Origin of the sequence: Kitasatospora sp. NPDC127116 (genome assembly GCF_042677365.1) — a bacterium.
In the GTDB taxonomy this organism is placed as follows: domain Bacteria; phylum Actinomycetota; class Actinomycetes; order Streptomycetales; family Streptomycetaceae; genus Kitasatospora; species Kitasatospora lactacystinica.
In genome coordinates, this window is record NZ_JBHXTL010000072.1 from 1 (window position 1) to 21,123 (window position 21,123).

Genomic DNA, 21,123 nt, shown 5'->3' on the forward strand with positions numbered 1-21,123 from the left:
GCCGGGGCGGGCTCCGCGGCGGCGGGGGCCTCGGCCGGGGCGGCGCCGGGCGCCGCGGCCTCGGCGCGCTGCTGCTCGCGCTTGCGCAGCCGCTCGGCCGCCTGGGCGGCCCGGACCCGGTCGAGCTTCACCTCGTACCGCTGGCGCTCCAGCTTGCGCAGGTGGCCGATGTACACGGTGAGGAGGACCGCCGGGACCGCCGGGACCCAGAGGAAGGCCAGTCCGGCCACCGCGGCGACCACCGCGCCGAGCGCGAAGGAGAAGAAGAGGGCGGTGACCATCCGGCGCCGGCGGGCCAGCAGCCGCGCCCGGCGTTCGGTGCCGGCCCGCGGCTCGGGGGCCGGCCGTTCGGCCGGGCGCCGCACCGGGGGTTCGGGCTCCCGCGCGGGGTCGCCGGAGGAGGTCCCGTCCCGTTCGGGAGGACCGTCGTCGCTCTGTTCGCCGTCACGCGGTTCGTCGCCCAGGGCCCGGGCCGCCCGCCGTTCCAGCCCCGAACGCCCGGCCAGCAGGCGGATGGCGGTGCTGAAGCGTTCCGTCGGGCGCGCCTCGTTGAGTTCGTCCTGCCTGCGGAGCCACATCGGCACCAGATAGGCGGCCCAGGCCCCTACGATGACGGCGTAGATAAGGCCGCTACTGCTCACGATTCACACCGTACGGGCGCCGGGGAAGGCCTGGCAGCAATTTGGCGCGGCGTGTCGTGTGATCAAGCTGATTCTCCGACTATTTTGCCGCTATTTGTGGGGGTCCGGTGCCCCTCCGATGCCATATCGATATTTCTTTCGAACATGTATTCAATTACTGCGCTCGCGCCCGGAACTGAGCGCCCGCCAGCGCTCCAGCATCCCCTCCGGGACCTCCTCGTCGGTCAGCGCGTAGACGAGGTGGTCGCGCCAGTCGCCGTCGATGTGGAGATAGCGCGGCCGGATTCCCTCCGAGCGGAAGCCGAGCTTTTCCACCACGCGCCGGCTCGGGACGTTCTCCGGGCGGATGCAGACCTCGATCCGGTGCAGCCCGAGCGTACGGAAGCAGTGGTTCACCGAAAGCGCCACGGCGGTCGGGATGATGCCGCGGCCGGCCACGTCCTCGTCCACCCAGTACCCGATGTTCGCCGAGCACATCGAGCCCCAGGTGATCCCGCCGACGGTCAACTGGCCGACCAGGCGGCCCTTGTGGAGCACGACGAAGGGCAGCATCCGGCCGGCCGAGGCCTCGCCGCGCAGGAAGCGGACCATCTGCCGGTACGTCGGCCGGGGGCCGCTCACCCGACCCGCCGGGCCGGGCGGCACGGTGGCCTCCCAGCGGCGCAGCCAGTCCCGGTTGCGGCGGCTCACCTCCTGCCACTCGCGCTGGTCGCGCGCCCGGATGGGGCGCAGCACGACGTCCCCCTCGTGGAGTTCTACCGGCCAGCCGGCGTTCAGTGCCCGCTCCTGGATGCTGGAGCCCCGGTCGCTGGGGCGTCGGGCCGGGGGTGGTCCCCGCCGCCGAGCTGGTCGACGGCGTGGGCGAGCAGCGGCTCCAGGACGGCCAGGCCGTCCCTGACGCCGCCGGTCGAGCCCGGCAGGTTGACGATCAGGGTACGTCCGGCGAGCCCGGCGAGCCCGCGGGAGAGCGCCGAGGTCGGCACCTTCTCCCGGCCGTACGCACGGATGGCCTCGGCGATGCCGGGGACCGCCCGGTCGATCACCCGGGCGGTCATCTCGGGGGTGAGGTCCATCGGCGAGATGCCGGTGCCGCCGGTGGTCAGCACCACGTCGTAACCGGCCGCGACGGCCTCCCGCAGCACGGCCTCCACCGGCTCGCCGTCCGGGACGACCCGGGGGCCGTCGGCGGTGAAGCCCATCGCGGTCAGGCCGGCCACCAGCAGCGGGCCGCCGCGGTCCGCGTAGACCCCGGCCGAGGCCCGGTTGGACACCGTGACGGCCAGCGCCCTCCCGGCGGGCACCGCGCCGGCCGGCGCCGTCACGCGTCCACCTCCGGCGCGAACCAGTCGCCGCTCTTGCCGCCGGTCTTGCTCAGCACCCGGACGGACTCGATCGTGGCACCCTTGTCCACCGCCTTGACCATGTCGACGACGGTCAGCCCGGCCACCGCGACGGCGGTCAGCGCCTCCATCTCGACGCCGGTGCGGTCGGCGGTCCGCACGGTGGCGGTGATCTCGACCGCGTCGTCCGCGACGGCGAGGTCGACCTTGACGCCGGAGACCGCGATCGGGTGGCAGAGCGGGATCAGGTCCGGGGTCTTCTTGGCGCCCATGATCCCGGCGATCCGGGCCACCGCGAGGGCGTCGCCCTTGGGCACGCCCTCGCCGCGCAGCAGCTCGACCACCCGCGGGGAGACCCGCACCCGGCCGGCCGCCACCGCGGTGCGCGCGGTGGTGGCCTTCTCGGAGACGTCGACCATCCGGGCGGCGCCCTGGTCGTCGACGTGGGTGAGGCGGTCGCCGGGGGGAGGTGTCGTCACGGGGAACTCCAGGGGCGCGCAGGTCGAATACCGCGCTACCGTACCGTTCCCCGGTCCGGGGAGCCGATCAGGAGTCCAGCAACACCACGTCCACCTCGCTGCCGGCCGGCAGCGCGGTGGTGTCCTCGGGGACGGTGATCAGGCAGTTCGCCCGGGCCAGCGCGCCGACCAGGTGCGACCCTGCGCCGCCCACCGGCTCCACCGTGCCGTCCGCCGCCGAGTAGCGGCCGCGCAGGAACTGCCGCCGGCCCGCCGGGGAGCGCAGCGCCGCCGGGCAGAGCGCGCGGACGACCGGGCGGTGCACCTGCGCGGCGCCGAGCATGGTGCGGATGACCGGACGGACGAAGAGCTCGAAGGAGATGTAGGCGCTCACCGGGTTGCCGGGCAGGGCGAGCAGCGGCACCCCGGCCGCGCCGCCGATCCGGCCGAAGCCCTGCGGCTTGCCGGGCTGCATCCGCAGGCGCCGGAAGTCGACGCCCCCGTAGGACTCGAAGACCTCCTTGACCACGTCGTACGCGCCGACGCTGACCCCGCCGCTGGTGACGATCAGGTCGGCCCGGCCGAGCTGGTCCTCCAGGACGGCGCGCAGCCGCTCGGCCTCGTCCGGGACGGCGCCGACCCGGTAGGCGATGGCGCCGGCCTCCTGGGCGGCCGCGGTGAGGGTGAAGCTGTTGGAGTCGGCGATCTGCCCGGGGCCGACCGGCTCGCCGGGCTGGACCAGCTCGCTGCCGGTGGACAGCACCACGACCCGGGGCCGCGGGCGGACCTTCACGGTGGGCCGGCCGATCGCGGCGAGCAGGCCGAGCTGGGCGGGACCGAGCCGGGTGCCGGCCTCCAGCACCCGGGTGCCGGCCGTGACGTCGCTGCCGCGGCGGCGGATGTGCGCGCCCTCGGCGACCGGGCGCAGGACCCGGACCTCCTCGTCCGGGACCGGCGCGGTCATCGCGGCGGCGGCCACCCCGGTGCCGGTGCCGCCGTCGGTCCACTCGACCGGGGCGACGGCCCGGGCGCCGGGCGGCAGCGGGGCTCCGGTCATGATCCGGGCGGCCTGGCCGGGGCCGACCCTGGGCAGTTCGTCGGCGCCGGCCGCGATGTCGCCGACCACCGAGAGCACCGACGGGTAGGTGTCGGTGGCGCCCTCGGTGTCGGCGGTGCGGACCGCGTAACCGTCCATCGAGCTGTTGTCGAAGGGCGGCAGGTCGCCGTCGGCGATCACGTCCTCGTCGAGCCGGCAGCCCTGGGCGTCGAGCAGCTGGAGCTCGATCGCGGGCAGCGGGCCGACCGCGGCCAGCACGTCGGCGAGGTGCTCGTCCACCGTCCAGAGGCGGGGGGCCGCCGGGGCCGGGTCCGCTCCGGCGTCGCAGCAGGCGCTGGGCGTGGTGCTGGGCTCGGTGGACCCGGTCATCGGCGGCTCGCTCTCTGTCGTGGTCGGTCCTGCGTCAGGCCTGCATCTCGGAGCCGACGAACTCCCGCAGCCAGGAGCGGAACTCCGGGCCCAGGTCCTCGCGTTCGGCGGCCAGACGGACGATAGCGCGCAGGTAGTCGGCGCGGTCGCCGGTGTCGTAGCGACGGCCCTTGAAGAGCACGCCGTGCACCTGGCCGCCGTCCGCGGCCTCGCGGTTGGTCAGCTCGCGCAGGGCGTCGGTCAGCTGGATCTCGCCGCCGCGGCCGGGCGGGGTCTCCCGCAGCACGTCGAAGACCAGCGGGTCGAGGACGTAGCGGCCGATCACGGCGTAGGCGGACGGGGCCTCGCCGGGCTCGGGCTTCTCGACCAGGTCGGTCACCTGGAAGACGTCCTCGCCGAAGCCGTTCGCCTTGACGGCGGCGCAGCCGTAGAGGTGGATCTGGGAGGGGTCGACCTCCATCAGGGCGACGACCGAGCCGCCGAGCTGCTGCTGCACCTCGATCATCCGGGAGAGCAGCGGGTCGCGCGGGTCGATCAGGTCGTCGCCGAGCAGGACGGCGAAGGGCTGGCCGGCGACGTGCTGCTCGGCGACCGAGACGGCGTGGCCGAGGCCCTTCGGGTCGCCCTGGCGGACGTAGTGCATGTTGGCCAGCTCGACGGACTCGCGCACCCGGGCCAGGCGCTGCTCGTCGCCCTTGCGGACCAGCAGCTCCTCCAGCTCGTAGGCGCGGTCGAAGTGGTCCTCCAGGGCGCGCTTGTTGCGGCCGGTGACCATCAGTATGTCGGACAGGCCCGCGGCGGAGGCCTCCTCCACGACGTACTGGATCGCCGGCTTGTCGACGACCGGGAGCATCTCCTTCGGGGTGGCCTTGGTCGCCGGGAGGAAGCGGGTGCCCAGTCCGGCCGCGGGTACCACGGCCTTGGTTACCGGAACTCGGGAGTTGGTCGTCGTCATGCGTTTACCTTACTCAGGCACGTTTTCGCCCGGCCGAGCGCAGGCGGCGGCTAGGACAGCACGTCGCGGGGCCCGGCCACAGTGGCTGGCGTATGGGTCGCGACCGGCTGGGCGAGGGGGTCCCGGCCGACACAGGCCGACAGACTACCCGCCTTTCCCGAACGGTCACGTTCGGCATCCGGTCCGTGATCGGACGGGCAACCGGCCTGCTCGGAACGGTCGGTTCGGGGGCCATCGGTTCCCGGGCGGTCGGGTTCCCCGAGTTGCCGGGACGAGAGCCGCCAGCAGTCGCCGCCGGCCGCCCGGGCCGCGGCGAGCGCGGAGTCGGCGGCGCGCAGCAGGACGGCCGCGTGGGTGCCGTCCTCGGGCAGCACGGCGATGCCGGCGGCGGCGGTCAGGCCGTTGCCGGCGGCTTGGCGGGACTCGCGCGGGCCGGAGGACCAGTCCAGCAGCAGGTGCCGGCGGACCGACCAGACCAGCCGCTCGGCGACCTGCGCGGCGCCCTCGGCCCCGGTGTCCGGCAGCACCACCAGGAACTCCTCGCCGCCGTAGCGGCCGAGGGTGTCGGCCCGGCGGATCTCCATCGCGAGCCGCTGGGCGAGGTCGCGCAGCACCGCGCCCGCCCGGCCCCGGCCGTGCTCGGCGACGACCGCGTCGAAGCCGGTGATGGCCAGCATCAGCACGGCGAGCGGGCGCGGGCCGTCGGCCTGCTCGGTGTGCTCGGCGCGGCGGGCCCGTTCGATCTCCCGGTCCAGGGTGAGCTGGAGGTGGCGGTAGTTCCACACACCGGTGAGCGGGTCGCAGGAGGCGGTGCGCTCCAGCTCGGCGCAGCGCTCCTCCAGTTCGGCGATCCGCCCGCGCAGCCGCTGGGCCCCGGCGGCGGCCCCGGCCCGCTCCCGCCGTCCGCGCAGTCCGAGGGCGGTGGCGCCGGCCAGTGCGGGGACGCTCAGTGCGGCCAGGGCCTGGACCAGCAGCGGGGTGGTCAATGGGGGGTGCCCTTTCGCGTGTCAGGCTCTGCGCGTCGACGGTGCGCAGGCCAGGAGGATCGGATGAACGAGGATCGGATGCCCAACGAGAAGAGCGGCCTCAGGACACGGCTGTTGACGCAACGGCGCGAACTGGCCGCCGAGGAGCGCGCGGAGGCCGCCGGCGCGCTGGCCGCGCACGCCGGGGAGCTGGCCGCCGCGGGCGCCACGGTGGCCGCCTACGTCTCGGTGGGCGCCGAGCCCGGGACGCGGCCGCTGCTGGACGCGCTGCGGGCGCGCGGGGTGCGGGTGCTGCTGCCGGTGCTGCTGGCGGACAACGACCTGGACTGGGCCGAGTACGCGGGGCCCGACGCGCTGGCCCCGGCCGGACGCGGGCTGCTGGAGCCGGTCGGCCCGCGGCTCGGGCCGCAGGCGGTGACGGGGGCCGCGGTGGTGCTGCTGCCGGGCCTGGCGGTGGACCGCTCCGGGCTGCGGCTGGGCCGGGGCGGCGGCAGCTACGACCGGGTGCTGGCCCGGCTGGCGCGGGCGGGCGCGCGGCCGGTGCTGGCGGTGCTGCTGTACGAGCACGAGCTGCTGGAGCGGGTGCCGGCCGAGCCGCACGACCGGCCGGTGGACCTGGCGGTGCTGCCCTCGGGGGTGCGCAGGCTGGGGTGAGAACGGCGGCGGCCCCGCTCCCTCGGGGGGAACGGGGCCGCCGGTGGCCGGGCCGCCCGGGCGTCAGCCGGTGGTGAGGACCAGCTTGTGCTTGGTGGCCTTCTCGACCGCGTCGGGCGAGTAGGACCAGGTCAGCAGCTTGCCCTTGAGCCAGAGGTCGGTCTGGTCGTTGTAGTTGTCGTGGAAGGCGTGGCCGGAGGCGCCGCCGACGTTGATCCAGCGCGAGGAGTCGAGGTCGTTCAGGTCGACCACCATGCGCATCGACGGGATCCAGTCCACCTGGTAGCCGGCCGCCGCGTTCCAGCCGGCCGCGTCGACCGCCGCCGAGCCGCCGGAGAGCCGGTACGGGCCGCGGTTGAGCAGCTTGTGCACCGCGCCGGAGGCGATCGAGGAGTTGTCGGTGCCGAGGGTCTGCTCGCGCAGCTCCAGCTTGTGCAGGCGGCCCCAGCTCCAGGTGGAGACGTCCTTGCTGAGCAGCGAGGTCAGCTCCTGGCGGGCGTTCTTCATCGCCTCCTGGAGCAGGTTGTTCAGGCCCTTCTGCTCCTTGTGCTGGTCGTCGATGTACGTCCACCACGAGCTGTCGGGCTTCTCCAGCTGCTGGCGGACCACCTCGGTCCAGCGGTCGCCGCCGTCCGGCTGGGCCTTGCCCGGCTCGCGGGTGCCGCACTCGGTGACGATCTTGGTGGAGCTGTCCGGCTTGGTCGGGTCGTCCTGCTGGCGGACCAGCAGGCAGTTGTCCTTGGCCCGCAGGTCGGCCGGGAACTTCTGGCCGAAGGCCAGGATCAGCAGCTGGCGCCAGACGCCGTTGTAGTAGGCGGCGGCGGCCGAGTCGGCGTCCTGGTGGAAGTTCCAGTCCTTCAGCAGGTCCTGGGCCTCGCGCACGTACGGGTCGCTGATCGGCTGCTTGAGCAGCAGCGGGACGAGCGTCTTGGCCATCACGCTGGTGTTGTCCAGCTGGAGGGTCTGCATGTCGTCCGGCGAGATCTTGCCGTTGTTCTTGAGCAGGCCCTCGATCTGGTCGGTGATCTCCTTGGCGCGGGTGCCGTACTCCCAGTCCTTGGTCAGGTTGTACTTGTAGCTCGGGTCCACCACGGCCTGGTTGGCGGTGACGATGTAGCCGGCCGAGGGGTTGAGGCTCCAGGGCAGCGCGGTGAAGGGGATCGGGTCCTTCCACTGGTACGCGGAGTCCCAGCCCGGCGAGGGGAGGGTGCCGTCGCCCTTGCCGCGGACCGGGATGCTGCCCGGGGCCTGGTAGCCGATGTTCTTGGCGTCGGCGTAGATCAGGTTCTGCGCGGGGACGGTGAAGTCCTTGGCGGCGGCGCGGAACTCGTCCCAGTTCTTCGCCTTGTCCAGTTCGAAGACGGCGTCCATGGTCTTGCCGGGGCTGAGCGCCGTCCACTGCAGGGCGACGCCGTAGCCGCTGGTGCCGCGGTCCGGGGCGGACTGGCCGTTGGGTGCGTACTTGCCGACGTTCTGCTGCTCGCTGCTCTGGTCGGAGATCAGCGGGGCGCCGGTCTGGGTGGTGCGGACGGTGATGGTGCGGTCCTCCCCGCCGGCGACCTTGATGGTCTCCTTGCGGAGGTCGAACTTCACGTCCTTGCCGTCCACCTGGTAGGTCTCCGGGCCGGTGACCTTCTCCAGGTAGAGGTCGGTGACGTCGGCGCCGAGGTTGGTGAAGCCCCAGGCGATGTCCTTGTTGTGTCCGATGATCACGCCGGGCATGCCCGCGAAGGTGAAGCCGGAGACGTCGAACTGGCAGGCCGGGGAGGCGGTCCGGCAGTGCAGGCCCATCTGGTACCAGACCGAGGGCAGGCCGGGGCCGAGGTGCGGGTCGTTGGCCAGCAGCGGCTTGCCGGTGGTGGTGTGCGAGCCGGCGACCACCCAGGAGTTGGAGCCGATGCCCTGGCCGGGGCGGCCGAGCAGCTGCGGCATCGAGTCGACCCGGTCGGTCAGGCCCTGCAGCATCGCCTTGGTGGCCGCCGCGCCCTGGGCGGTGGCGGCCGTTCCGGCGGCCGTCCCGGACAGCGGGGAGCCGTCGGCGGGACGGTAGTTGTCGCCGGTCACGGCGCCGGTCTTCACGATGGTGCCGTTGCGGGCGTACGGATAGTCCGGGTACAGCTCGGCGATCTTGTCGGGGCCGAAGTCCTGGGCCAGCAGCGAGCGGTCGATCTCCTCCTGGAGGTTCCCGGAGAGGTTCCAGGCCATCGCCTTGAGCCAGGCCACCGAGTCGACCGGGGACCACTGCTCGGGCCGGTAGCCGCCGTTGACGACGCCGAGCAGGCCGTACTCCAGCGAGGCCTTCGCGCCGCCGGGGTGCTCGGCGAGCCACGCGTTCACGCCGTCCGAGTAGGCCTGGAGGTGCTTCTTGGTCTCCGGCGACAGCTTGGTGTCGAACTCCTTCTGCGCCACCTGCCGCCAGCCCATGGTGCGGATGAACGCGTCGGTGTCGACCTGGCCGTCGCCGAACATCTCGGAGAGCCGGCCGGCCGTGATGTGCCGGCGGACGTCCATCTCCCAGAAACGGTCCTGCGCCTGGACGTAGCCCTGGGCACGGAAAAGGTCCTCGTCGGTGTCGGCGTACAGCTGCGGGATGCCGTTGGCGTCCCGCTTGACGTCGACGGGCGCGCTCAGGCCCGGCACCTTGACGCTGCCGTCGACCTCCGGGAAGGAGGCGCGGACCGCGGAGACCCCGCGGTAGCCGCCGTAGCCGGTGCCGGCCACCAGCAGCACGACCAGCACGATCACGATCAGACGGGCGCGCCGGAACTTCTTCGAGCGGGGCATCTGGGTCCTTGCGGTCCTGACTTCGGGGCGGGCGGGCGTGTCCAGGGCCTGCGGCCGTGACAGGGCACCACATTAGGCCGAGTCGGCCGGGCACCGTGAACGGGGGACCAAGCTAAAGATATGGCAAAATGTTAGACTGCGTAACGATCCGCAAGAGGAGCATTGACGACTTCTTAACGGGTCACCCCACAGCACCACCAGACACCCCGCCCGCCCATGCCTGCCCGAGGTGCCCCTGCGTGAACGTCTCCCATCTGAACCAGCTCCTGCTTGAGTCCTCCGTGATCCTGCTGTTCGCGGTGGGCGCCGTCCGCCTCTCCACCCGATCAGGGCTGCCCAGCCTGCTGATCTATCTCGGGATCGGCGTGGCGCTGGGACAGAACGGGATCGGCGTCACGTTCAACAACGCCGAGCTCACCCAGGTGCTCGGCTACGCGGCACTCGTGGTGATCCTCGCCGAGGGCGGCCTCAAGACCAGCTGGCGGGAGATCAAGCCGGTCATGCCGGCCGCGACCGTGCTCGCCACCGTCGGCGTCGGCATCAGTGTCTTCGCCACCGCCGCCGGCGCGCACTGGCTGGTCGGCCTGGACTGGCGCACCTCACTGCTGCTGGGCGCCATCGTCTCCTCGACCGACGCGGCCGCCGTCTTCTCCGTGCTGCGGATGGTCCCGCTGCCGCACCGGCTCACCGGCCTGCTGGAGGCCGAGTCCGGCTTCAACGACGCGCCCGTGGTCATCCTGGTCGTCGCCTTCGCCACCACCGGGGAACTGGACACCTGGTACGTCCTGATCGGCACGATCGCCGCCGAACTGGCGATCGGCGCCGCGGTGGGCCTCGCCGTCGGAAAGATGGGCTCCTACGGGCTCAAGCACGTCGCACTGCCCTCCTCGGGCCTCTACCCGATCGCCGTGATGGCGCTCACCGTGCTCGCGTACGCCGGCGGCGCGCTGCTGCACGGCTCCGGCTTCCTCGCCGTCTACATCAGCGCGGTGATACTCGGGAACTCCAAGCTGCCGCACGGCCCCGCCGTCCGGGGCTTCGCCGACGGACTGGCATGGATCGGGCAGATCGGCATGTTCGTGCTGCTCGGGCTGCTCGTCACGCCCGAGACCATGGGCGACGCGGTGGTGCCCGCGCTGGTGATCGGCGGAGTGCTGGTGTTCCTGGCACGACCGCTGTCGGTGATGGTCTCGCTCACCCCGTTCAAGGTGCCGGCCCGCGAGCAGGCGCTGCTGAGCTGGGCCGGACTGCGCGGGGCGGTGCCCATCGTGCTGGCCACCATCCCGGTGGTGTCCGGCGCGCACCGGGCCGAGGACGTCTTCAACATCGTCTTCATCCTCGTCGTCGTCTTCACCCTCCTCCAGGGGCCGACCCTGCCGTGGGTGGCCAAGCGGCTGCGGATCGACGAGGGCGACATGGGCCAGGACCTGGGCATCGAGTCCGCCCCGCTGGAGAAGCTGCACGGGCACCTGCTGTCGGTCGCGCTCTCCCCCACCTCGAAGATGTCGGGCGTGGAGATCAGCGAACTGCGGCTGCCCAAGGGGGCCGCTGTCACCCTGGTCGTGCGGGAGGGGAACTCCTTCGTGCCGGACAAGGCGACGGTGCTGCGCGGCGGGGACGAACTGCTGGTGGTCACCACGGACGAGGTCGGCGAGGCGGCGGAGCGGCGGCTGCGGGCCGTGGACAAGGGCGGCAAGCTCGCGGGGTGGCTGAACGGGCGGTGAGCGCGGGGGTCGGCTCGGCTCGGCCCCTTCACTGCTCGAAACCGGCTGGGGCGGGCCGTCACGGCCGCTCCGGCTCGCCCGGCCCGCCCGGCTCCTCCGGCCCGTCACGGCTGGGGCAGGCCGGAGGGGCCTGGGTCGGCCGAGGGTCGGCCGAGGGTCGGCCGAGGGTATCTACGCGCGTAACTGATACGATGGTTCGATCATCCGTATAACCACCGCTAGACCACCCCCAATTTCTGCCTGACGCAGAGTTGGCGCGACCGCTCGGCGGCCGCGGTCCGGCTCCCGGCCACCACGCCGGACCGGCCCGGTATCTACCCCGGTCGACGCGCGAGAGGACGACTCTCGGCGCCGTCGGGGCCACACCATGCCCTGCCGCGCTACCAGGCAGCAGGAAGGACCGACCGTGACGGCGCGCCGAACGGTCGACACCGCCGCGGACCACGCGGCCACCCCCGCAGCTCCGGCCCCCGCCCGCGTCGGGTACGGCGAGCTGCTGCGCACGCCCGGGGCCTGGACGTTCCTGTCCCCCGCCCTCGTCGCGCGGCTGCCGTACGCGATGCTCAGCATGGGCATCCTGCTGCTCGTCACCCGGACCCACGGCTCGTACGGCACCGCCGGTACGGTCACCGCGGTCGCCGCCGTCGCCCAGGCCCTGGTCGGGCCGCAGACCGGGCGGCTCGCGGACCGCTACGGCCAGGCCGCGGTGCTCGTCCCGACCGTCCTGGTGCACGCGGCCGCGGTCGGCGCGCTGATCGCGCTCGCGCTCGGTCACGCGCCCGCCTGGAGCCTGTTCCTGGCCGCCGTCCCGGCCGGTGCGAGCGTTCCGCAGGTCGGCGCGATGGTCCGGGCCCGCTGGGTGGCCACGTTCACCGCGGACGGCGCCTCCGACGCCTCCGCGGCCCGGGTGAGCACCGCCTTCGCCTTCGAGTCCGTGACGGACGAGTTCACCTTCGTGATCGGCCCGATCCTGGCCTCCGGCATCGCCGCCCTCGCCAACCCGGCCACCGCCCTGGTCGCCGAGGCCGCGCTGACCCTCGTCGGCGGCCTGGCCTTCGCCGCCCAGCGGCGCACCGCCCCGGCCCGGATCGTGCCGCAGCCCGGCACCAAGCGCGCCTCGGCGCTCGCCTCCCCCGGCGTCCGCCTGCTGGCCGGGACCTTCCTCGGGGTCGGCGCGGTGTTCGGCGGCATGCAGGTGTCGGTGAACGCCTTCGCCGACTCGGTCGGGCAGCACGACGCCGGCGGCACCGTGTACGGGATCTTCGCCGGCGGCTCGATGCTGGCCGGCGTGCTGTACGGCGTGATCGCCTGGCGGCGGCCGGTGCAGCAGCGGATGCTGATCAGCTACACCCTGCTGGTGCTGGGCTGCTCGGTGCTGTGGGCGATGCCCAACCTGGTCGCGCTGACCGTCGCCGGGCTGGTCTGCGGACTGGCCATCGCGCCGACCCTGATCAGCGGCTACACCCTGGTCGAGACGCTGGTCGCGGACGGGGCCAAGACGGAGGCCTTCACCTGGCTGACCGGCGCGATCGGGCTGGGGCTGGCCGTCGGCTCGATGGCGGCGGGCCGGCTTGTCGACGGGCACGGGCCCTCGACCGGGTTCCTGGTGCCGGTGGCCGGGGCCGGACTGGGGCTGATCGTGCTGCTCTCGCTGCGGCACCTGCTGGTGGCACCGGGACCCGGGGCGGCCGTCGCGGGCACCGCTCCGGCCCGGGGTTCGGGCGACGTCCCGGCGGAGCACGGCGGTGCCGGACGGCTGGTGGGCGCGGCCAAGGGCTGAGCGGGAGGCGGTCCGGTGGCCGGGCCCGGCCCATCTCACACCGGAGTCGCTGGACTGATCCCGCGGAATGCCGCATCATTGACCATCGTTAGCACTCATCAGGCGAGAGTGCCAGGAGGAAGACAAGTGCCCACGTACCAGTACCAGTGCACCGAGTGCGGCAACGGCCTGGAGGCGGTGCAGAAGTTCACCGACGAGGCGCTGACCACGTGCCCCGACTGCCAGGGACGACTCCGCAAGGTCTTCTCGGCCGTGGGCGTCGTGTTCAAGGGCTCCGGCTTCTACCGGACCGACAGCCGCTCGTCCTCCAGCAGCACGGTGGGCGCCGGGTCGTCGTCGACCCCCTCGACGTCGTCCGCCACGTCCACGTCCTCCTCGGCTTCGTCCTCGTCGTCGAGCTCCGGCTCCTCGTCGTCGTCCAGCCCGGCTCCCGCCGCGAGCTGACCTCGGCACCGGGCCATCGGCCCGGGACGGCCCGCAGACCTCGGAGAGGCCCGTCGGCCCCGCTTCCACGCGGGGACGGCGGGCCTTTCCGCGTTCCCGTCGGCTCCGGCCGTCGGCCTCCCCGCTTTCCCCTCTTCCCCCGCTTCCCCCCTCCTCCCCTTCTTGCCCCGCTGCGGCCCCATGGGCTTTCCGTCACCCCGGACGGGCCGGAGCAACTCGTGCGGGTGAACGAAGTTGTCCACAGGGCCCGGTTGTCCACAGGCCTGGGGAAATTGCTGTCCGAGTTCGCCGGAAACGCTCATCGTGTGGGCATCCGGTCCGCGAGGGGCCGGGCCGCCGACACTCCGGAGGTGCGTCGATGACGACCGCGAACTTCTCCCTGCCCCTACCCCTCCCGCTGCCCGCGCCCGCCGTGCCGCCCCGGCAGGAGCTGCCGGGCTTCCCGCCGATCCGGCGCGGGTGCGGCGGGTGGCACCGCTGGCGCAGTGCGGTGCGACGGCGGGCCGGGGTGCCCGTCCTGGTGCTGCTCGCGGTGGCGGCGGCGCTGGCGCTGGGGCCCGCGCGGGCCGGTCTGCCGCCGCCCCAGGGGGGCGCGCTGGGCCGGACGGGTTGTCAATCCGGGACTGCGGAAGATCACCCGTAACCGGGGGGCGACTTCGTCGTTCGAGGCGGCATGAAGGGCTTCAAGGAATTCCTGCTGCGTGGAAATGTCATCGACCTCGCCGTGGCCGTGGTCATCGGCGCGGCTTTCACCAACATCGTCAACGCCTTCGTCAAGGGCGTGATCAATCCACTCGTCGGCGTCTTCGGGACGAAGGACCTCGCGTCCTACAGTTCCTGCCTCAAGGGGCCCTGCGAGGTGAGCCCGACCGGCGAGGTCACGTCCGGAATCCTCATCCTGTGGGGATCGGTGCTCAGCGCCGCAATCCAGTTCCTGATCACCGCGGCGGTCGTCTACTTCGTTCTGATCGTGCCCATGAACAAGCTGGCGGCCCACCGCAAGACCCTCGCCGAGAAGGCGGCGGACCTCGAAGCCAAGGAGGTCACCCTGCTGACCGAGATCCGCGACGCGCTGGTCGCGCCGCTGCGCTGACCGACGGGTGCCGGTCGGCGCACGGTCCCCGTTCCTCAGCCCCCGTGGTGCGGCGGGCGCTGGCTCAGGTACCAGTCCAGCCCCCGTCCACCACCCTCCCCCGTCCCGGGGCGGGCACCCCAGCCCGCATCGGTGTCGTCGCTGGACTGCTGGTCCAACGGGTCCCGGAAGACCAGCCGGGCCTTGGCGACCGCAGCCTCCCGGGGCTCCTGCGCCCGGTCCCGCTCCTGGCCCTTTTCCTGCCCCTGCTCGCTCACGCCGTCCACTCCGTCCACTCGTCCCTCCCCTCCAGCCTAAGAGCCCCGCGGCACGCCTCGGGCCCCGGTGCGGAACGCTCCGCGCCAGGGCCCGGATGAGGGCTCGGCCAGCGGGCCCGGCCGGCCCGTCGGACGGGCTGTCGGGCGGCCTGCCAGGCGGAACTGCCCGGGTGGCCTGTCGGGTGGCCTGTCGGGTGGCCTGTCAGGCGGCTTCGAAGCCCGCGTGGTCGGCGATCTTCTTCAGCTCGGCCAGCGCGTGCTTCTCGATCTGGCGGATCCGCTCGCGGGTGAGGCCGTGCTGCTTGCCCACCTCGGTGAGGGTGCGCTCGCGGCCGTCCTCCATTCCGTAGCGGGAGCGGATGATCGAGGCGGTGCGGTCGTCCAACCGCCCGATCAGGTCGTCCAGTTCCTCACGGCGGAGCATGACCATCACGGCGTCCTCGGGGGACGTGGCCCCGGTGTCCTCGACGAGGTCACCGAACTGGGTCTCGCCCTCGTCGTCGACCGACATGTTGAGGCTGACCGGGTCGCGCGCCCAGTCCAGCACGTCCTTGATCCGGGCCTCGGTGGTGTCCAGCTCGGCCGCTATCTCGGCCGGCTCCGCCTCACGGCCCAGCTCCTTGGACTTCTCCCGCTGCACCCGCCGGATCCGCCCGAGCTCCTCCACCAGGTGCACGGGCAGCCGGATGGTGCGGGACTGGTCGGCGATGGACCGGGTGATCGCCTGCCGGATCCACCACGTCGCGTACGTGGAGAACTTGAAGCCCTTGGCGTAGTCGAACTTCTCGACGGCGCGCACCAGGCCCGCGTTGCCCTCCTGGATGAGGTCCAGCAGCGGCAGGCCGCTGCGCGGGTAGCGACGGGCGACGGCGACCACGAGCCGGAGGTTGGACCGGATGAAGACGTCCTTGGCGCGCTCGGCGTCGGCGGCTATCGTCTCCAGCTCCTCGCGCGTGACGCCGTCGGGGAGTCCGCCCTCGTCCATCAGGTGCTGGGCGTACACGCCGGCCTCGATCCGCAGCGAGAGCTCGACCTCCTCGGCGGCATCGAGCAGGGGTGTCCTGGCGATCTCGTCGAGGTACATGCCGACCAGGTCGCGGTCGGCCTCAAGGTTGGTCGGGCGGGCCGCGCGACTCCGGTCGGCCCTGTCGCGAACGACGGCACGGGTGGCCATGCTTGCTCCCTTTGCTGGTATTGCCGAGGTCTGCCTGCCTGCCTCGTGAGGGCAAGAAGTGCGGGCCCCTGGAGGCACACACGTAACGATCCAACGAACAGAATCCGGACAACATTCCCAAGTCACTCAGATTCTTCCCGGCGATGCAGTATCCTGCCGGTTTTCACCCCGGCCTCGAACGCTGAGTGACCGGTCGGACGCGTCCCGTACCATCGGCCAACTATCCCGGGAGCGATGTCTTCACTCGACCGACACGCTGCCGCCGCCCACCCGTTGAACCCGCGAACGGCCGCCGACGTTCCCCGCGTTCCCCGCTTTCCGCGGCCGCACGCACCCCGGCACACGCAGGTCCTCCTCACAAACGATGCCGAATCGCTATCACTCCGGCTCTTGCCCGGCACGGGACACTGGGAAGGTGTCAGTCATGCACCTGACCAACGGCACGAACCGCCTCACTGCGCGTAACCGCAGTCTCCTTCGGGACACCGCGCTCGCGCTGGGCTGTGCCGCACTGTTCGGCCTGCTGGCCGCTCCGGTGACCGGCCAGTGGCACCCGCTGGTCCGCTTCGACCAGGAGTGGATCGGCGAACTGCACACCTACGCCCGGGAACACCGGGTGTGGACCGCCTCCGTGCAGACGCTCTCGGACATCGGCGGCACCGTCACGATGCGGATGCTGCTCGGAATCGCCGCCGGGTGGCTCTGGTTGATCGGCGCACGGGTGCTGGCCGGCTGGGTGGCCGCCCAGGCGCTGGTCGGCTGGGGCGCCCAGTGGGCGCTGAAGCTGGCCTTCGGCCGCAGCCGCCCCTCCTTCACCGATCCGGTCTCGCACGCCGACGGCCCGGCCTTCCCCTCCGGGCACGCCATGGCCTCGGCGATCACCTGCGCCGTCCTGGTCGGCCTGCTCTGGTACCGGGTCGGCCGGCGCGGCCGCACCGCCGCCTGCCTGGTGGCGGCGGCCACGGTGCTGACCATCGGCTGGACCCGGATCGCGCTCGGGGTGCACTGGCCCAGCGACGTCCTGGCCGGCTGGCTGGCCGCCGGCATCGTGCTGGGCACCGTGACCGCCGTGATCCAGGTCTGGCGCCCCGGCGCCCTGGCCCGGGACGTACGGCGGGTCAACTGGCGCACCAGGGACCGGGTCCAGCGGGTCGTCGTGTCGGGCGGGCGCTCCTCGCGCACGGCCGCCCCGCTGGACGAGGACGGGCCGCACGGCCCGCCGGAGGAGGTCCCGGGCGACCCGTCCGGCCGGGCCGACGAGACCGTCCGCTGAGGCCTCGTCACCCCACGGCCCGCTCCCGGCCACCACCGGCCACCACCGCCGACCACCGCCGACCACCGCCGACCACCGCCGACCACCGCCGACCACCGCCGACCACCGCGCTAGCGTGGCGGCCATGCCCGACACCACCGCCCCCACCGCCCCCATCTCCTCCGCCGCGCCCGCCGGTTACCCCGTGCGCCCGCTGCGGATCGCCACCGTCCAGGCCCAGGCCGTGGCCGGTGACATACCCGCCAACGTCGCCCAGGCCGCCGAACTGATCCGCGAGGCCGCCCGGGCCGGCGCCCGGCTGGTGCTGTTCGCGGAGAAGGTCCTCTCCGGGTACGAGCCCGAGCTGATCAGCGCCGACCCCGTCAAGTACGCCGTCCAGACCGGCGATCCGCGCCTCACGCCGATCGCCGAGGCCTGCCGCGAGACCGGCACCGCCGCCATCGTCGGCGCCGCCGTACGGGACGGCGCCGACCTGCGCGTCTCCGCCCTCGTCCTGGGCCCGGACGGCGAGTTCGTCACCCGCTACGACAAGCAGCACCTGTTCATGACCGAACGCGAGCACTACCGCCCCGGGACGGCCGGCTGCACCCTGGAGCTGGACGGCTGGCGGCTCGGGCTCGGCGTCTGCTACGACTCCGGCTTCCCCGAGCACGCCCGGGCCGCCGCGCTCGACGGCTGCCACGCGTACCTGGTCGGCGCGCTGTTCAGCATGGGACACGGCCACCACGAGTCCCGCACCTGGTTCCCGGCCCGCGCGCTCGACAACACCCTCTACACGGTGCTCGCCAACCACATCGGCCGCACCGGCGGCTGGCACACCTGCGGCGGCAGCGCGGTCTGGGGCCCGGACGGCCGGCTGATCGCCGAAGCGAGCGAGGACCGGCGCGAACTCGTCGTCGTCGACCTCGACCCGGACGTCCTGCGCCGCACCCGCGAAACCGAGTCCCTCCTCGCCGACCTCGCCCTCGCCACCGCCCGCCCGCAGGCCCCCCGAGCCCGCTTCACCCTGGCCTGACGCACCTCGGCGGCCACCCCGGCCGGCCACCCCGGCCGGGAGCGTCGGGGCACGGGGGCGCGGTCGGCTCCGGCGCACCGGCCACGGCCCGGTCAGGAGGCGCGCATCGCCGCCACCGCGGTCATCCGGCCGACCCGGCGGGCCGGCAGCACCGCGGCGGCCAGGCCGACCAGGACGGTCAGGGTCAGGGCGGCCAGCACCGGCAGGACCGGCGGGGTGCCGACCGTTCCCAGCGTCGAGGTGATCGAGCGGGCGGCCGCCCAGCCGTAGGCGACGCCCAGGCCGGTGCCGACCAGCGCGCCGGCCAGGGAGAGCAGCAGCGCCTCCAGGGTGAGCATCCGGCGCAGTTGCTCGCGCGACATCCCGATCGCGCGCAGCATGCCGATCTCGCGGGAGCGTTCGCTGATGCTGAGCATCAGGGTGGCCGCGACGCCCAGGCCGGCGATGGCGACGGAGAAGGACAGCAGGGCCATGCTGACGGTCTTCAGCCGGTCCAGCAGCGAGCGCAGGGTGTCCGCCTGGGCGGCCGTGTCGGCGACGGTCACCTGCGGGTGGTCGGCGAGGGCGCGGTCCAGGGCCCGGCGGGCGGTCGGCCGGTCGTCGCCGGCGGCGGCCGGGGAGATCCAGGCCGTGGTGACGGGCGCGCCGGGAGCGAGGCGGTCCAGGGTCGTGGGCGTCACCAGCAGGGTGGCGCCGCTCTGCAGGGTGAACGGCAGGCTGCTGCGGCCGGGTTGGAGCCTCAGCTCGACGCCGCCGGCCCGCCGCACCCCGGTCTCGCCGAGTCCGCTCAGCGCGGTGCCCTCGGTGAGTGCGCGGGCCCGGTCCACGTCGTCCGTCGAGGAGTTGAGCCGGGTGGGGTCGACGGCGGCGACCACGGTGGGCCGGCCGTCGAGGTCGACGGTGGCCGAGCGGACCGGGGTGACGGTCAGCCCGTGGTCGGCGCCGAGGGCACCGAGTGCCCCGGCGGGCAGGGCGCCGCCGCCGGTGGCGGCCGCCGAGAAGACGCCGGGCTGGCGCGCGGACATCACCGGCACCAGCGACTGCGAGGTGATGTCGAGCGCGGTGACCGCGCCGACCATCACGGTCACGCCGAGCAGCAGCGCCGAGCCGGTGGCCCCGGTGCGGCCGGGGTTGAGCCGCAGCTGCTGGGTGGCGAGCCGGCCGGCCGTCCCGCCGAGCCTGCGGGCGGGGCGGCCCAGTACGGCGACGACCGCGGGCAGTACCCGGTGGGACAGCCGCAGCACCCCGAAGAAGTTGGCGATGGCACCGACGGTGACGGCGAGCAGCGACAGCGGCGGCGGGGTCAGCGCCCCGGCCACCAGCAGCACCGTGCCCGCGAGCAGCAGCCCGGAGGTCCACACCGCGGCCCGCGCCCTGGCCGCCCCGCCGGCCGGCGCGGGGGTGCCGCCGAGCGCGGCGATCGGCGGCACGGCCGCGGCGGCCTTCGCCGGGCCGCGTACGGCCAGCAGGGTCAGCAGCACGCCGAACAGTCCGGCCAGCAGGCAGGTCAGCGGGGAGGGCATCAGCGACAGGTGCACCGGTCCGAGGTCGAGCCCGCCGACCACGGCCGTGCCGAGCGCACCGAGGGCGACCCCCAGCAGCACGCCCGCCGCCGAGGCGCCCGCCCCGAGCAGCAGTCCCTGGCGGCGGATCAGCCGGCGCAGCTGCTGCCGGTCGGCGCCCACGCAGCGCAGCAGGGCGAGCTGGCGGGTCCGCTGGGCGAGCACGACCGTGAAGGTGTTGCCGACCACCATCCGCGCCACCGCGAGCGCGATCAGGACGAAGGAGAGCGCGGCGACCAGCACCACGCCGTACATGGTGCTGCTCTGCCGGGTCGCCTCGGTGACCGAGGCCGCGCGGGTGTGCACCTGGGCGTCGGCGCCGAGGGCGGCGCGCAGGGCGTCGACGGTCCCGGTCCGGGAGGCGCCGGGGGTGGCCCTGACGTCGAGTCGGTCGGTGGTGACGCCGGTCGCGTAGCCGGCGACCGCGCTCGCCGGGACGCCGATGATCGGGGCTCCGGCGAGGCTCGGGGCGCCCCGCTCGTCCAGGGTGCCGACCAGCCGGGCGGTGGCGGCGGTGCCGTCGGCCCGGGTCAGGTGGACCTCGGCGCCCACGGCGGCGTCCAGCCGGTGCGCGGTCCCGGTGTCGAGCAGCACCTCGCCGGGGCCGGCGGGCCAGCGGCCGTCCTTGAGCAGTTGCCATCGCAGCGCCGGGTCCTCGGCGACGGCGCTGACCGCGGCGGTCCGGTCGAGCGGCCGCCCGTCGGCGGCCAGCACGGCGCTCCTGCCGGTCAGCCGAGGGGCCACCGCGGCCACCCCGGGGGTCTGCCGCACCCGCTCGGCGGCGGCCGCGTCCAGCCCGCCGGCCGCGGCCTTCCCGGTCACCTGGATGTCGCCGGGGCCGACCTCGGCGGCCGCGGTCTGGCTGTAGGAGTCCACCAGCGCCCCGCTGCCGCTGACGGAGGCGATCAGGAAGGCCACCCCCAGGGCGATCGCGGCGCCGCTCAGGAGCAGTTGGCGCAGCTGGCCGCGCAGCTCGGCCACGGTGTATCGGTAGGTCGTCATGGTTCCCCGGCTCGTCCGCCCTGACCGGGAACGGTGCTCCGGCAGGGGTCTCGACGAGCCTAGGAGCGCGGCGGCCGCGCCCCGTCGGCACGAGGTCTGTTTCATGATCAAACCGTGGGCGCACGGCGGCCTCCGCCGTCTCCTCCCGGAGAGGTACGCCGCCCCTGACGCCGGCCGGTCCGCCCGCCGCCGGTCGCACCCGGCGGTCGGCGGCGGGCAGCGGGCGGCGAGCCAGCGGGCGGCGCCGGGCCCGGGAACGCCGCAGGCCCCCGCCCGGAGTGGGCGGAGGGCCTGTGACCTGCTTGTTCGCTGTGCCCCAGGCAGGATTCGAACCTGCGACACCGGCTTTAGGAGAGCCGTGCTCTATCCCCTGAGCTACTGAGGCGCGGCCCGGGTGCTACCAGGCCGCTCACAGCGTACCGGATCAGGGGTGGGGCGCGGGGTGACGGAGGGGGTGCGGGCGGGGTACGGGCGGCCGACGGGGCGTCAGGGCGGTTCAAGTAGCCTGCCGGGCAGGGTGGGATCCGCCCCGGAACGCCTCGCTAAGGAGACGAA

General features: G+C 73.7%; 18 protein-coding genes, 1 tRNA gene and 1 pseudogene. 8 read left to right on the forward strand and 12 right to left on the reverse strand.

Annotated features, from left to right (window positions below):
- From ACFVHV_RS26330 to ACFVHV_RS26360, 7 genes and pseudogenes are all read right to left on the reverse strand, one after another.
- Nucleotides 1-641: pseudogene (locus ACFVHV_RS26330) on the reverse strand (hypothetical protein); the annotation flags it as partial.
- A 150-nt stretch (nucleotides 642-791) separates the two neighbouring features.
- A complete protein-coding gene (locus ACFVHV_RS26335) occupies nucleotides 792-1,418 on the reverse strand; it encodes a GNAT family protein (protein ID WP_359899884.1) in 627 nt (208 codons plus the stop codon).
- A complete protein-coding gene (locus tag ACFVHV_RS26340) occupies nucleotides 1,415-1,963 on the reverse strand; it encodes a MogA/MoaB family molybdenum cofactor biosynthesis protein (protein ID WP_359899788.1) in 549 nt (182 codons plus the stop codon). The genes ACFVHV_RS26335 and ACFVHV_RS26340 overlap by 4 nt, the downstream gene beginning before the upstream one ends.
- Nucleotides 1,960-2,400, reverse strand: a complete 441-nt coding sequence (gene moaC / locus ACFVHV_RS26345; RefSeq protein WP_380354026.1) for a cyclic pyranopterin monophosphate synthase MoaC — start codon at nucleotides 2,398-2,400, stop codon at nucleotides 1,960-1,962. The genes ACFVHV_RS26340 and moaC overlap by 4 nt, the downstream gene beginning before the upstream one ends.
- A gap of 127 nt (nucleotides 2,401-2,527) precedes the next feature.
- Nucleotides 2,528-3,865: a gephyrin-like molybdotransferase Glp gene (gene glp, locus ACFVHV_RS26350; protein WP_359899792.1), complete on the reverse strand. Its 1,338-nt coding sequence runs from the start codon at nucleotides 3,863-3,865 to the stop codon at nucleotides 2,528-2,530.
- Between the two features lie 34 nt (nucleotides 3,866-3,899).
- Nucleotides 3,900-4,820 (reverse strand): UTP--glucose-1-phosphate uridylyltransferase GalU, encoded by a 921-nt coding sequence (gene galU / locus ACFVHV_RS26355; protein ID WP_359899794.1) that lies wholly within the window; start codon nucleotides 4,818-4,820, stop codon nucleotides 3,900-3,902.
- Between the two features lie 50 nt (nucleotides 4,821-4,870).
- Nucleotides 4,871-5,806, reverse strand: coding sequence for a GGDEF domain-containing protein (locus ACFVHV_RS26360; protein ID WP_359899796.1), 936 nt, complete (start codon nucleotides 5,804-5,806; stop codon nucleotides 4,871-4,873).
- A 63-nt stretch (nucleotides 5,807-5,869) separates the two neighbouring features.
- Here ACFVHV_RS26360 and ACFVHV_RS26365 point away from each other — a divergent pair, with 63 nt between their 5' ends.
- Nucleotides 5,870-6,460, forward strand: a complete 591-nt coding sequence (locus tag ACFVHV_RS26365; RefSeq protein WP_380353975.1) for a 5-formyltetrahydrofolate cyclo-ligase — start codon at nucleotides 5,870-5,872, stop codon at nucleotides 6,458-6,460.
- Between the two features lie 63 nt (nucleotides 6,461-6,523).
- Here the strand turns inward: ACFVHV_RS26365 and ACFVHV_RS26370 are convergent, their stop codons facing one another.
- On the reverse strand, nucleotides 6,524-9,244 hold the full coding sequence (locus tag ACFVHV_RS26370) for a penicillin acylase family protein (protein WP_359899800.1): 2,721 nt from the start codon (nucleotides 9,242-9,244) through the stop codon (nucleotides 6,524-6,526).
- A 239-nt stretch (nucleotides 9,245-9,483) separates the two neighbouring features.
- Here ACFVHV_RS26370 and ACFVHV_RS26375 point away from each other — a divergent pair, with 239 nt between their 5' ends.
- From ACFVHV_RS26375 to mscL, 5 genes are all read left to right on the forward strand, one after another.
- The gene (locus tag ACFVHV_RS26375) at nucleotides 9,484-10,968 is read left to right on the forward strand and encodes a potassium/proton antiporter (protein ID WP_380353977.1); all 1,485 of its coding nucleotides are present in this window, start codon (nucleotides 9,484-9,486) and stop codon (nucleotides 10,966-10,968) included.
- Between the two features lie 406 nt (nucleotides 10,969-11,374).
- Entirely contained in the window at nucleotides 11,375-12,748 is a 1,374-nt protein-coding gene (locus tag ACFVHV_RS26380) for an MFS transporter (RefSeq protein WP_380353979.1), read from the forward strand.
- A 126-nt stretch (nucleotides 12,749-12,874) separates the two neighbouring features.
- A complete protein-coding gene (locus tag ACFVHV_RS26385) occupies nucleotides 12,875-13,192 on the forward strand; it encodes an FmdB family zinc ribbon protein (RefSeq protein ID WP_359899804.1) in 318 nt (105 codons plus the stop codon).
- A gap of 358 nt (nucleotides 13,193-13,550) precedes the next feature.
- On the forward strand, nucleotides 13,551-13,835 hold the full coding sequence (locus tag ACFVHV_RS26390; RefSeq protein ID WP_359899806.1) for a hypothetical protein: 285 nt from the start codon (nucleotides 13,551-13,553) through the stop codon (nucleotides 13,833-13,835).
- Nucleotides 13,836-13,865: 30 nt separating this feature from the next.
- Nucleotides 13,866-14,285, forward strand: a complete 420-nt coding sequence (gene mscL, locus ACFVHV_RS26395; protein ID WP_359899808.1) for a large conductance mechanosensitive channel protein MscL — start codon at nucleotides 13,866-13,868, stop codon at nucleotides 14,283-14,285.
- Nucleotides 14,286-14,320: 35 nt separating this feature from the next.
- Here mscL and ACFVHV_RS26400 read toward each other — a convergent pair whose 3' ends face one another.
- Together ACFVHV_RS26400 and ACFVHV_RS26405 are read right to left on the reverse strand one after the other, a co-directional pair.
- The gene (locus ACFVHV_RS26400) at nucleotides 14,321-14,542 is read right to left on the reverse strand and encodes a hypothetical protein (protein WP_380353982.1); all 222 of its coding nucleotides are present in this window, start codon (nucleotides 14,540-14,542) and stop codon (nucleotides 14,321-14,323) included.
- A gap of 202 nt (nucleotides 14,543-14,744) precedes the next feature.
- The gene (locus tag ACFVHV_RS26405; RefSeq protein ID WP_359899812.1) at nucleotides 14,745-15,716 is read right to left on the reverse strand and encodes a sigma-70 family RNA polymerase sigma factor; all 972 of its coding nucleotides are present in this window, start codon (nucleotides 15,714-15,716) and stop codon (nucleotides 14,745-14,747) included.
- Nucleotides 15,717-16,140: 424 nt separating this feature from the next.
- On the opposite strand from ACFVHV_RS26405, the gene ACFVHV_RS26410 reads away from it, so the two are divergent.
- On the forward strand, nucleotides 16,141-16,989 hold the full coding sequence (locus tag ACFVHV_RS26410; RefSeq protein ID WP_359899814.1) for a phosphatase PAP2 family protein: 849 nt from the start codon (nucleotides 16,141-16,143) through the stop codon (nucleotides 16,987-16,989).
- A gap of 124 nt (nucleotides 16,990-17,113) precedes the next feature.
- A complete protein-coding gene (locus ACFVHV_RS26415) occupies nucleotides 17,114-18,004 on the forward strand; it encodes a carbon-nitrogen hydrolase family protein (RefSeq protein WP_359899816.1) in 891 nt (296 codons plus the stop codon).
- Nucleotides 18,005-18,096: 92 nt separating this feature from the next.
- Here the strand turns inward: ACFVHV_RS26415 and ACFVHV_RS26420 are convergent, their stop codons facing one another.
- Nucleotides 18,097-20,568 carry an FtsX-like permease family protein gene (locus ACFVHV_RS26420; protein WP_380353985.1) on the reverse strand — a complete coding sequence of 824 codons (2,472 nt, stop codon included), beginning with the start codon at nucleotides 20,566-20,568 and terminating at the stop codon, nucleotides 18,097-18,099.
- 312 nt (nucleotides 20,569-20,880) lie between these two features.
- Nucleotides 20,881-20,953 (reverse strand) — tRNA-Arg (locus tag ACFVHV_RS26425).
- Nucleotides 20,954-21,123: the final 170 nt, after the last annotated feature.

What these genes read in the sequence shown, in the direction of transcription:
- ACFVHV_RS26370 (WP_359899800.1), bottom strand. Translation starts at nt 9,244, where the DNA reads ATGCCCCGCTCGAAGAAGTTCCGGCGCGCCCGTCTGATCGTGATCGTG.
- ACFVHV_RS26410 (WP_359899814.1), top strand. Translation starts at nt 16,141, where the DNA reads ATGCACCTGACCAACGGCACGAACCGCCTCACTGCGCGTAACCGCAGT.
- ACFVHV_RS26415 (WP_359899816.1), top strand. Translation starts at nt 17,114, where the DNA reads ATGCCCGACACCACCGCCCCCACCGCCCCCATCTCCTCCGCCGCGCCC.
- ACFVHV_RS26405 (WP_359899812.1), bottom strand. Translation starts at nt 15,716, where the DNA reads ATGGCCACCCGTGCCGTCGTTCGCGACAGGGCCGACCGGAGTCGCGCG.
- galU (WP_359899794.1), bottom strand. Translation starts at nt 4,820, where the DNA reads ATGACGACGACCAACTCCCGAGTTCCGGTAACCAAGGCCGTGGTACCC.
- ACFVHV_RS26420 (WP_380353985.1), bottom strand. Translation starts at nt 20,568, where the DNA reads ATGACGACCTACCGATACACCGTGGCCGAGCTGCGCGGCCAGCTGCGC.
- mscL (WP_359899808.1), top strand. Translation starts at nt 13,866, where the DNA reads ATGAAGGGCTTCAAGGAATTCCTGCTGCGTGGAAATGTCATCGACCTC.
- ACFVHV_RS26365 (WP_380353975.1), top strand. Translation starts at nt 5,870, where the DNA reads ATGAACGAGGATCGGATGCCCAACGAGAAGAGCGGCCTCAGGACACGG.
- glp (WP_359899792.1), bottom strand. Translation starts at nt 3,865, where the DNA reads ATGACCGGGTCCACCGAGCCCAGCACCACGCCCAGCGCCTGCTGCGAC.
- ACFVHV_RS26390 (WP_359899806.1), top strand. Translation starts at nt 13,551, where the DNA reads ATGACGACCGCGAACTTCTCCCTGCCCCTACCCCTCCCGCTGCCCGCG.
- moaC (WP_380354026.1), bottom strand. Translation starts at nt 2,400, where the DNA reads ATGGTCGACGTCTCCGAGAAGGCCACCACCGCGCGCACCGCGGTGGCG.